This window comes from Flavobacterium sp. KACC 22763 (genome assembly GCF_028736155.1).
Lineage (GTDB): Bacteria > Bacteroidota > Bacteroidia > Flavobacteriales > Flavobacteriaceae > Flavobacterium.
Genome location: NZ_CP117879.1, coordinates 5,483,553 through 5,495,715 on the forward strand (window position 1 = coordinate 5,483,553; position 12,163 = coordinate 5,495,715).

The 12,163-nt window shown below is 34.0% G+C and carries 8 protein-coding genes; 7 read left to right on the forward strand and 1 reads right to left on the reverse strand.

Annotation, left to right across the window (positions count from 1 at the left end):
* The first annotated feature begins 4 nt into the window (after positions 1-4).
* The 5 genes from PQ463_RS23170 (at position 5) to PQ463_RS23190 (ending at position 9,080) form a co-directional block, all read left to right on the forward strand.
* Complete coding sequence (locus tag PQ463_RS23170; protein ID WP_274255681.1) at positions 5-1,411, forward strand: RagB/SusD family nutrient uptake outer membrane protein; 1,407 nt, start codon at positions 5-7, stop codon at positions 1,409-1,411.
* A 64-nt stretch (positions 1,412-1,475) separates the two neighbouring features.
* A complete protein-coding gene (locus PQ463_RS23175; RefSeq protein ID WP_274255682.1) occupies positions 1,476-2,681 on the forward strand; it encodes a TlpA disulfide reductase family protein in 1,206 nt (401 codons plus the stop codon).
* Between the two features lie 80 nt (positions 2,682-2,761).
* A complete protein-coding gene (locus tag PQ463_RS23180; protein ID WP_274255683.1) occupies positions 2,762-3,901 on the forward strand; it encodes a TlpA disulfide reductase family protein in 1,140 nt (379 codons plus the stop codon).
* 108 nt (positions 3,902-4,009) lie between these two features.
* A complete protein-coding gene (locus PQ463_RS23185) occupies positions 4,010-6,799 on the forward strand; it encodes a M16 family metallopeptidase (RefSeq protein WP_274255684.1) in 2,790 nt (929 codons plus the stop codon).
* Between the two features lie 268 nt (positions 6,800-7,067).
* A complete protein-coding gene (locus tag PQ463_RS23190) occupies positions 7,068-9,080 on the forward strand; it encodes a protein-disulfide reductase DsbD family protein (RefSeq protein ID WP_274255685.1) in 2,013 nt (670 codons plus the stop codon).
* A gap of 59 nt (positions 9,081-9,139) precedes the next feature.
* Here the strand turns inward: PQ463_RS23190 and PQ463_RS23195 are convergent, their stop codons facing one another.
* Entirely contained in the window at positions 9,140-10,060 is a 921-nt protein-coding gene (locus tag PQ463_RS23195) for a bifunctional helix-turn-helix transcriptional regulator/GNAT family N-acetyltransferase (RefSeq protein ID WP_274255686.1), read from the reverse strand.
* A 461-nt stretch (positions 10,061-10,521) separates the two neighbouring features.
* Here PQ463_RS23195 and PQ463_RS23200 point away from each other — a divergent pair, with 461 nt between their 5' ends.
* Entirely contained in the window at positions 10,522-11,079 is a 558-nt protein-coding gene (locus PQ463_RS23200) for an RNA polymerase sigma-70 factor (protein WP_274255687.1), read from the forward strand.
* 113 nt (positions 11,080-11,192) lie between these two features.
* Positions 11,193-12,113, forward strand: coding sequence for a FecR family protein (locus PQ463_RS23205; protein ID WP_274255688.1), 921 nt, complete (start codon positions 11,193-11,195; stop codon positions 12,111-12,113).
* Positions 12,114-12,163 lie beyond the last annotated feature (50 nt).

Sequence of the window (12,163 nt, forward strand, 5' to 3'; positions counted from 1 at the left end):
GACAATGAAAAATATATATAAAAAGGCAGTGTGCCTATTAGCTTTAGGATTGACTTTGGCATCTTGCGAAAATTATCTAGACGATATTCCAAAAGGATCAAAAACACCAACCACTTTAGCCGATTTTGAAGCTTTTTTGAGAGATGAATACACCAACCAGAGAGTAGACGTTTTACCTGCTTTGCACGTATTAAACGATCAGTTTGTAAATGCAGCAACTTTATCAAGCAATAGATTGTATAATGCAAACTATATGTGGGATGAAAATGCAAATCGTATCGAATTGAAACCATCAGATGAAGGAACTTACTATGGAGGTTATCAAGGAATTTCGACTTTTAATTTAATAATCGAAAATGCTTTAACAACAACAAAAGCAACCGAACAGGAGCAAAGAGTAGTTTGGGCTCAGGCAAAATTATTGCGTGCCATGAATTATTTTAATCTGGTAAATTTTTACGCAGATACGTATGTGGCTTCAACAGCATCTACAAAATTATCAGTTCCGTTAATTACGAGTGCTAATATTAATGCACCAAGCAAACAGGTAACTATTCAGGAATTATATGATTTTATTTTAAATGATATAAAAGATGCGCTGCCTTATCTGCCAAAAGTTTCTCAGACGGCGCTGCATCCAAATTTAGGCGCTGGTTATGCTTTCAATGCAAGAGTTAATCTGCAGATGAATAATTATGCAGAAGCTCTAAAAAATGCAGATTTAGCATTAGCAGAAAACAATAAATTATATGACTGGATTGGATATTACAATGCCAATAAAGCAGTGATTGATGTTCCGAATTCGTATACTACAACTCCATCTCCAATGGGATTCAATTATGTAGAAAATTATACGTTTCGTCACGGAAGTTCTTCTAATTTAGGAGCAGAATTTGACATTCCGGTAGAACGTGCACAGCGTTTTGAAACGGGTGATGCAAGATTTATTTCTCGATGGAAAATTAGAACAGTAGGTGCTGAGACTTCATACAGAAGAACTTTGACTGGAGCTTTCAATTTTGGTGGAATCACAACCGTAGAGGTTTATTTAATTAAAGCAGAATGTCTGGCTCGTGATAATAAAATTAGTGAAGCGTTGGGAGTTTTAAATACTGTTCGTAAAACACGTATTCTTCCAGCTTCTTATCAAGACATTTCAACTGCTGATAAAACAACAGCTTTGAATGCCATTTATAGAACAAAAAACAATGAACTGATTATGACACTTATTCCATATGCAGATGCACGCCGTTTAAATGCAGAGGGAATTTACAAAGTTAGTTTCACAAAAGTAGTTGGAGGTAAAACATACACGCTTTCTTCTGATTCTCATTTATGGACATCTCCGTTCCCGCAAGGAGCAATAAATAATCCAGGAAACGGAACAATAACACAAAACGTAGATAAATAATAACTGTAAAGCTTCCTGATTAGGAACTCCGAAAAGGAAGCTTTTCTTAAAATATCAATCAAAAATGAATACAATTAAATATAAAATATTAGGACTGTGCATTTGCTTGTTTATGATTTCAAACAGCGGTCAGGCACAAAAGAAAAAAGCAGTAACTCCAGCAGCAACTTCATATTCTATTGATGGAAATATTGTAGGTCTTGAGGACGGAATAGCTGTGAAATTAATACCAGGAGCAACACATACTTCTGAACTGCCAGTTGCTGAAACAGCATTAAAAGACGGTAAATTTACTTTCACAGGAAAATTAAATGAGCCTCGTTTTTTCTATGTTGTCTTTGGTAAAAACAAAGGAAATATTTCTGTAATGGTTGAAAATTCAAAAATAAAGATTACTGCTATTGGAAGCGTTTCAACTGATGAAGGTCAATTTATTAAATTTAAAGATGTAGCAATTACGGGTTCGAAATCGCATGATTATTATGCAAAAGAAATTGCTTATAAAGATCAGCTTGATAAAGATTACAAAGCGTATCACACAAAAGAATCCGACGAATTGAGTAAATTAATCGGTGCGGCAAGACGTGATAAAAATACAAAAGCGGTAGACTCACTTCAGAATCTTCCAGTTTGGAAAAAATTTGAAGCAGATGAAAAAGCATTTTTTACAAATGTCGAAAAAACAACATTAGCTCTTATTGCAAAACATAGAGCAACTTGGTGGGGGCCATTCTTTATGATGACCAATTTTAGCTATTTCACAGCAGAGCAAAAACCTTTGTACGATCAGTTTTCTGATGCAGCAAAAAAAAGTTATTATGGACAAATTTTAGATAAAGATTTGAATCCGAAATCTTTAATTGGAACAAGTATAGCAAATTTCAGTTTAAAAGATAAAGACGGAAAAGCATATAGTGCAAAAGATATTGTAGCAGGAAAAAAATATATTTTGGTAGATTTTTGGGCATCTTGGTGCGGTCCATGTCGAAAAGAAATTCCGAACTTAAAAACGGCTTATGCTGAATATGCCCCAAAAGGATTTGAAATTTTAAGCGTGTCGATTGATAAAGACGAAAAAGCTTGGCAGAAAGCACTTGGACAAGAAAACATGCAATGGCACAATCTTCTGGACGATGATAAAGTGAGTAAATCATTTAATGTAAAAGCAATTCCAGCAACTTATTTAGTAGATAGCAAAGGTGTAATTATCGGCGACAATTTAAGAGGTGCAGAATTGGAAGCGAAATTAAAAGAGCTTTTAAAATCTTAAATTAAGTCACAGTTTTCAGTCTCAGTGAAAACTGTCGACTGAGACTGAAAACAAAAAAATAACAAACAAAAAAATATAACATGAAAAGTACAATCTTAAAAGCAGGTTTGTCGGCAATGGCATTGTTGATCGTGCTGAATTCTTGTTCTAAAAAAGAAGAAGGATTTACAATCAATGGCACGATCGCTGGACTAGATAAAGGAATGGTTTATCTTGAAAATACAGATGAAAAAGGAAATAAAAAAATCGCAGATTCAGCGCAAATACAAAAAGACGGAACTTTTACTCTTGCAGGAAAAGTTTCAGAACCGTTATTGCATACCATTAAATTAAAAGGAGAAGAATACGGTGCTTATTTTCTTTTATCTAATGAAGAAATAAAAGTGGAAGCTAAAAAGGATTCTATTTTTAAAGCTAAAGTTACGGGAGCAACTCAAAATGATATTTATAAATCATTTTATGATAATGAGTTCAAAAAAATACAAAACATTGCAGGTCCAATTTACAAATTATCCGATTCGCTGACACAAGGAGGAAAAGTAAAATTAACTCCAGAACAGCAAACGGCAATGGATAAAAAATGGAAAGATCTTCAATCTTTTGCCGATGATTTAACCGATAAATTTATCAGAAAAAATAAAGATAAAATAGCTGGTGCTTTGGTAATTAATGATCGAATTGTTTCGTACGGAACACCAGAGCAGGTAAAAATGTATTACGGAGTTTTAACTCCAGAAATACAGAAATCAATTTATGGAAAACAACTGAAACAGGCGATTGATCTTAACGATAAAACTGCTGTGGGTGTTACTGCACCAGAGTTTTCTCAGACAGATGTAAGCGGAAAAGTGGTAAAACTTTCAGACTACAAAGGCAAATATGTTTTGGTTGATTTTTCGGCTTCTTGGTGCGGTCCTTGCCGAAAAGAAAATCCAAATGTAGTTTTAGCCTACAAAACGTATCATGAAAAAGGATTTGATGTTTTGGGAGTTTCTTTAGATGATAAAAAGAAACTTTGGGGAAAAGCAATCGAAAAAGACGGTTTAACCTGGACACATGTTTCAGATTTAAAAGGATGGCAGAATGAAGCGGCTGTTTTATACGGTGTAAAAATGGTTCCAACCAACTACTTAATTGGACCTGATGGAAAAATCGTGGCTAAAAATCTTAGAGAAGCAGAACTTCAATCTAAATTGAAGGAAATATTTAGCAAATCGTAAAATATTCAGTATTCGGTAATTAGTGTTCAGCATTTAGTTTTCAGTGTAATACTAAACTACAACTGAACACTAATTACTGAACACTCAAATAAAATCTCTCAACAAAAAATGAAAAAATACATCTTACTGGGCTATTGCTCATTAGCTTTCTGTACCCTAATTTCAGCGCAGAACAAATCAGTTAACTTCAAGAAAATAAAAGAATTAGGCGGAATAGAAGAATATTTATACCAGCCAAACGGAATGAATGTTTTGCTTTTGCAAGACAATGCTTCGCCAGTTGCAACGGTTCAGATTGTATATCGTGTTGGCTCTAAACATGAAGTTTTAGGAAACACTGGATCAACACACCTTTTAGAACATTTAATGTTTAAAGGAACGCCAACTTTCAATAAAAAAAATGGAAACACGATTACAGATGTGCTTCAAAATACAGGCGCACAATTGAATGCGACAACTTGGTATGATCGAACCAATTATTTTGAAACATTGCCAAGTGATAAAATAGAACTGGCAATCCAGATTGAAGCCGACAGAATGCGTAATTCTTTATTATTAAAAGAAGATAAAGAAGCAGAAATGACGGTGGTTCGTAACGAATTTGAACGTGGAGAAAACAATCCGAATAGTCTGTTAGATAAAGAAATTTGGGCTTCGGCATATATTGCACATCCTTATCATCATTCGACAATTGGTTGGAAATCGGATATTGAAAATGCTCCAATTGAAGTATTAAGAAATTTCTATAATACTTATTATTGGCCAGATAATGCAACTTTAACCATTATTGGCGATTTCAAAAAAGAAAATGTTTTTGAATTGATCGAAAAGTATTTCGGTAAAATTACAAAAGCGCCAAATGCAATGCCTCAGCCTTATACACAAGAACCTCAACAATATGGCGCGCGTAAAATTACGGTAAAAAAACCTGGTGAATTAGGCGTAGTCAGTAAAGCGTATAAAATTCCAGGAGCTTTGCATGAAGACCTTCCGGCATTGAATATTTTGGCTCAGATTATTGGTGTTGGGCCATCAGCAATTTTAAACAAAACTTTTGTAGATACTCGATTAGGAATTTACTCGTACGCTGAAGCTACAAATTTTAAAGAAGTCGGACTTTTTACAGTTACCGTTGGTTTTCCTGCAACTTCAAAACACGAAGATATCGATGCTAAAATCAGCGAAGTTGTGGCTAAAATTCAAAAAGAAGGTGTTACTCAAGATGAGGTTAATCGTGTTGTAGCAAAAGTAAGTGCGCAGACTATTTTAGCTCGCGATGGTTCTGGAGTGATTGCATCGGCATTAAATGAAGCGATTGCATCTGGTGATTGGACAGATTATATTACAGGAGTTGACAGATTGAAAAAAGTAACTCCAGCAGATATTTTGCGTGTGGCTCAAAAATATTTGGTTGAAGACCAAAGCACAACAGGATATTTTATTCCGAAACAGGCTGGTGCACAAAATCAGGATATGGCAAAAGCTAATAATTTTATGCCTGAGAAAGGTCCGTTTTATTACAGACATTCAGACGAAGGACATATTCATGAAGAGTCTTCATCTGCTCCAGCTTTAGTAAAAAGTACAGCAGAAGAATTAATTTCTGAATCAAGTTTAATTGAAAAATCGGCTTCAGCTTTTAAAAGAGAAAAAGTATCTGGAATTGATGTGGTTTCAGTAAAAACTTCGGCAAAAGATTTTGTAACCGTTGCAGCAAGCATTTCGTTAGGAAATTATGCCAGCGAAACTAAAAATGATATTATTCCGGCGCTAACAGCTTCAATGTTATCAAAAGGAACTACGCTAAATGACAAATTTAAATTTTCAGAAAAACTGCAAAAACTAGGAGTTTCATTAAACGTAAATGCTTCGACTTTCAAAATCAATATCGGATTTAAATGTTTGAAAAAAGACTTAGATCAGGTAATTGCTTTATTGGCTGAAGAACTGAGAAATCCGTTGTTTGATGCCAAAGAATTCGAAAATTTAAAACAGCAGTTTATTGGAAATACACAACAGGATTTGAACGATCCAGGAGAAAGAGGAAGCATTGCTTTATCTCAGGCGATTTATCCAAAGGGGAATCCAAATTATAGTTTAAGTGTTGAAGATAATATTGCGAATATTAAAAACGCAACTTTGGATGAAGTGAAAGCTTTCCACAAAAAATATTTCGGAACAGCTTCAATGAGACTTGTAATTGTGGGAGATACTGATGGCGCAAACTTAAATGCATCATTACAAAAATCATTCAAAAACTGGAATGGGGGCGTTGCAGAAAAACTAAAATTTGAAGAAGCTACAAAAGCTGCATCAAAAACAGAAGTGGTAACCATTCCAGAAAAACCAAGTGCAGAATTATTCATCGGACAGTTTACAGGTTTAAAAAGAGCCGACGCCGATTATATTCCGTTTTACATTGGAAATTACACTTTAGGAGCAGGTTTTGCTGGACGATTAATGCAGACAGTTCGTGATAATGATGGTTTAACATACAACATTTCTTCTGGTTTGGGCGGAAACATCGAAACTGGAGGCTACTGGTTTGTCAACGCTTCTTTCAACCCGAATTTATTTCAAAAAGGACTTGACGCGACAATGGTTCAGGTGGATAAATGGGTGAAAAATGGAATCACAGCCGAAGAATTAGCAAATAAGAAAACCAACTTAATCGGAAGTTTTAAAGTAGGAATGTCAACTACAAACGGAATGGCGAGAACGATTTTAAGTTTTATTGAAAGAGGTTTAGAGCCAAACTATATAGACCAGTATCCAAAAGATATCGAAAAAGCAACTTTACAGCAGGTAAACGATGCCATTAAGAAATACATTCAATTGGATAAAATGATTATCGTCAAATCGGGTTCTCTAGCTAAAGATGGGAATCCGTTGAAGTAGTTTTTAGTAGTGATCAGTTTTTTTAGTGTTCAGTCTCAGCTAGGAAAATCAACTTTGTCAAAGTTTAAAACTTTGATAAAGTTTCAGACTGCGACTGACCACTAAAAAAACTGACCACTGACCACTAAAAACTAATACCAACAATTTTTAATAGTCGTCTTTCATTATTTTTTCATTTTAGAATCTGAATTAGTAAGCCATTTTCTGTGAAAGACAAAAAGAGCTGTTTTGCCGACAGCTCTTTTTTTAAACATCAAACCAAAAAACAATGAAAAAAATCATAATAATAGTACTGCTGCTTTTTTCTGCAAGTATGTTTGCCCAAATGTACAATCCGGTAAAATGGTCAACATCGGTAGAGAAAGTATCAGATAAAGAATATATTTTAAAAGCTCAAGCTAAAATACAATCTGGTTGGCATTTGTACGGACAATATATTGAAGAAGGTGGGCCTTCGAGAACAGCTTTTACTTTCAAAAATCCGAATAAAAATTTCGAATTAATCGGAAAAACAACCGAAGAAAAAGGGCATGAAGTAGTTGATAAAATATTTGATATGAAAATTAAATATTTTGAAGATAAAGCGCTTTTCACGCAAAAGATCAAATTTACTTCAGATAACATTTCAAATATTGAAGGCGAAGTCGAATTTATGGTTTGCGATGATAGCAATTGTTTGCCACCAACTTCGGAAGAATTAACATTTAAAATTCCGACTGAAAAGAAACTAGCTGCTACTGAAGAAACAGCAATCGTAAAAGAAGATACTACTACAGCTAAAACAGAAGAAAAAGCAGTTGTTCAGACAGAAGAAAAAGCAATAAAACCAGCTGTTTCTTCACCAAAAAAAGCAGAATCTAGAGGATTGCTGACGATTTTTATTTTAGCTTTTTTATCAGGATTTGCAGCTTTGTTGACGCCTTGCGTTTTTCCAATGATTCCGATGACGGTAAGTTATTTTACCAAACAAAGTAAAACCAAAGTAGCAGGAATTAGAAACGCAATGATTTATGGTTTTTCAATCGTAATTATTTATGTTTTACTAGGTTCGATTGTAACGGCGATTTTTGGCGCCGATTCTTTAAACGCGCTTTCAACCAACGTTTGGTTCAATTTGATTTTCTTTATTTTATTGGTTGTTTTTGCCTGTTCGTTTTTGGGAGCTTTCGAAATTATGCTTCCAAATGCATTAGCAAATAAAGTAGATTCGCAGGCAGATAAAGGAGGATTAATTGGGATTTTCTTTATGGCTTTGGCTTTAGCCATTGTATCATTTTCGTGCACAGGACCAATTGTAGGAACGTTATTGGTTGAAGCGGCCTCAAAAGGGGGAATCGCACCAATTGTTGGAATGTTAGGATTTTCAATTGCGATTGCATTGCCATTTTCATTATTTGCAGCTTTCCCTGGCTGGCTGAATGCTTTGCCAAAATCGGGCGGATGGCTGAATACGGTAAAAGTGGTTTTAGGATTTCTGGAATTGGCTCTGGCTTTCAAATTTTTATCAAATGCCGATTTGGTTTTGCAATTGCATTGGCTGGAAAGAGAAGTTTTCTTAGCGATTTGGATTGCTGTTTTCGGAATGTTGGCTTTTTATTTATTCGGAAAAATTACACTTCCGCACGATTCTCCTTTAAATCATATTTCAGTCGGAAGATTAGGTTTCGGATTGCTGGTTTTAAGTTTCACGATTTATTTGATTCCAGGACTTTGGGGCGCTCCATTAAAATTAATTAGCGGATTTCCTCCTCCAATGCAATACAGCGAATCTCCAAACGGATTGGGAGTTTCAAGCAATTCTGAGTTAAAAATTACAGGTTCGCTGCCAGAAGGAGCAGAGCATGGGCCACAAAACATCATTACTTTTCATGATTACGACAAAGGAATGGAATATGCTAAAAAAGTTGGAAAACCAGTTTTATTAGACTTTACAGGATATGCCTGCGTAAACTGTCGAAAAATGGAAGAATTGGTTTGGTCAGATCCAAAAGTTTTGGGCATTTTAAATAATGATGTGGTTCTGATTTCGCTGTATGTTGATGATAAAAAAGAGCTTCCTGAAAGCGAACAGTATGTTTCTGAAACAACAGGAAAAAAGATTAAAACAATCGGTAACAAATGGAGCGATTTACAGATTAAAACTTACAAGGCAAATGCACAGCCATTTTATGTAATTGTGGATCATAATAGCGCAAACTTGACAGTGCCATCTGCTTATAATCCGAATATTGAGGAGTATTATGGTTGGCTCCAGAGCGGAATTAAAAGTTTTAAGAAATAATTTTTTTTAAATGAAATTTATAAAACCTCCAAAATCAACTTGATTTTGGAGGTTTATTTTTAAAAGAGTTTCAAATCATATCTTTCCTCATAAAACGTTTTCCCCCATTCCTGAACTTTTTCAGATTTTGTAAGTTCGAATCCCATCATTTTATACATTTGAAGGGCTTTGTCTTGTAAACTTGTGGTAAGCAGAAAAACGTTTTTAAATTTCTTTTCTGTGCAAAAATCAACGGCATCGGTTAAGAGTTTTTTACCAATTCCAAGACCTCTAAAAGCGGAATCTAGAAGAAACCATCTTAGCTGAGCTTCTTCGTTTGGTTGATGCACAATTGCGACACATCCCACAATTTTATTATTGTATTCTGCCATCCAGATTCGGTCGTTTTCTGGAGAATATTTTTCTAAGAAATCGTAAAAAGTCTTGATTACATATTTTTCGAAATCAGTCGAAAAATTGTATTCTTTTCCGTAGATAGCGCCGTGTAGATGAATAATATATCCGATATCTCCTGGCGTAATTTCATGGCGATACGAGATATCTTCTCGAGCTATTTTATTTTCTGTCAGCAGGTTTCTTACGGTATTCATCGAATCGACTAAAATCTCTTTTTCTGAGGAATTTAGTTTTTCGATTTTACCTTCAATCTTGTTTTCAGATTTAGCATTCAAAACGCTCAATAACTCGTTTCCAGAATTTGTCAGTTTAATGTTGAAAGCACGTTTATCTTCTGCTGAAGCTACTTTCATAATTAAATTTTCTTTTAAAAAACGTTTCAAAATTCGGCTTAAATATCCTTTATCGAGATTTAAAATTTCTGTGATTTTTTGAGCCGTTATGGTTTTGCTTTCGCTGATTTCATAGAGAATTCGTATTTCGGTTAAAGAATATTCGCTGTCTAAATAATGCTGACTTAAAATGTCTAAATGTGCTGTATAAAATCGGTTGAAACTTCTAATTTTTGAAGTTGTAGTATTCATGATTTGAAATATTGTATTGTTGAGGTACAAATATATAAATTTAGTTGCTTTTGTCAACTAGTTTTAGTTTTTTATTTTTTTGATGGAGGAATTTTGAAAAGAATAAACTCATTTTAATACATTCCCATTAATTATTTGTTAAGCACTTTTTCTGCTTTTTATAAGAGAAAGATTGTTATACCAAACAAAGTTTTTCATTTTTTACGCCAAATACTACAAACCCTTATTTTTCACTTGGCCTTTGACTTCAAATGTTAATAATATGTTTCGCTTTAGAGTGGTTTTATTAATGTAAACGTAACCTAATCGACCTACCCTCAGCTTTAATTTTGGAGACATATAAGAAGAAACCAATACTTTGTATATGCCATTTTTTAAACAGCATGATCATTATCAAGACAAAATCAGAAAAAGTGTTTTGGCTCACACTTTTCATTTGATTAATCATAAAATAATGAATCATGTATAAGAAGTTTACAGACGAAGAACTTGTCGAATTATTAAAATCGGGCAAGGATAAAGCTTTTGATGAACTTTATTTTAGATATCGAGATCTGTTAGTTCGATTCGTCTATCTGCGAATGAAATCGATTGCCATTTCAGAAGAAATTGTGCAGGAAGTTTTTACCTCTATTTGGGAAAGACGTAAAACAATTGTAATCCAGAAAAGTTTTGCTGCTTATATCTATACTTCGGTTCGCTATATGACTTTAGATTATATTAAATCACACGAAGTTACCGATCAATACATTCAAGAAGTTTTAGAAAAAAATACTGTTTCGCAAACAAGCTACAACGCGATTGAAGATTCTATTTATTATGATGAGTTGAAAAAAGCGGTTGATGAAGCGACATCGTTACTTCCTAAAAAATCAAAAGAGGTTTTTATACTTAGCCGCATAAAACATTACACCAATAAAGAAATCGCCGAAGAATTGAACGTTTCAATCGAAACTGTAAAATACCATATTACGTACGCGCTAAAATTTATGCGCACTTATTTGGGCGAATTCAATTAAAAGTAAACTTCAGATTAAGAATCCAGCTTTTTTCTTAACAGAAGCGTAACCTTTTGCGCCTACCTAAAATTACAATTCCCAAGACATACTATTAAAGACATAAAGAAATTATAATGCCTGAAAATTCAAATAACGAAATCAAAAATTTTTTAGAAGGAAAGTATTCCCCAAAAGGACAAGAAATGTGGAATAAATGGTACGATCGTACAGATGATTTTTTTGATAATATGGAAGTGGTTCAATCAGACCGGTCAAAACTCAAAAAAGAACTAAGACAAATAAAGAATACTAATAAAATTATTTCTCTTCAATACAAAAACTGGGCTGTTGCGGCTTCTTTAGTTTTCTTGATCGGGTTATCGGTATTTTTCTATCAAACATCAAATGTTGTTGAAAGCAAACAATTTGCAGTAAAACTTGGAGAGCATGCTAAAATAGAATTAAGTGATGGAACACAAATCTGGCTAAATGCAGGAAGTGTTCTTAAATATCCAAAGGAATTTAGAGGCGATACAAGAGAAGTGTATTTAAGCGGAGAGGCTTTTTTTGACGTAGCCAAAGACAAAAAACATCCTTTTATTATTCATACCAATAAAATGGATACCAAAGTTCTCGGAACCAGTTTTAATGTCCAAGCATATCCAGATCAAACGACGCAAGAAGTTTCGGTTGCAACTGGAAGAGTAAACGTGAAATCGACTGTTACAGAAGAGAATGTGTATGTAACTCCAGGACAGAAAGTGGTTTTTAAATCTCAAGACAACAAACTTCAAGCTTTCAAGGATATTCCAGTAAATACCATTTCGTTATGGCGAAAAAATATTATGGTTTTTGAAGAAACGCCTTTGCCAGAAGTTGTGGCGACAATTAATCGCAATTACAATGTTGCAATTGAAGTCAAAAATAAAAATCTAAATGCTTTAAAGATTAGCGCCTATTTTAAAGAACTCCCTGCCGATCAGGTGATTGGATTGGTATGCAATATCATCAATGCCCAATACAAAATGGATTCTGGGGTTTATAAAATCGAATAATTCTTTAAACAACAAAAATAAAACTACGTAGCAAACTAATAAACAAAACA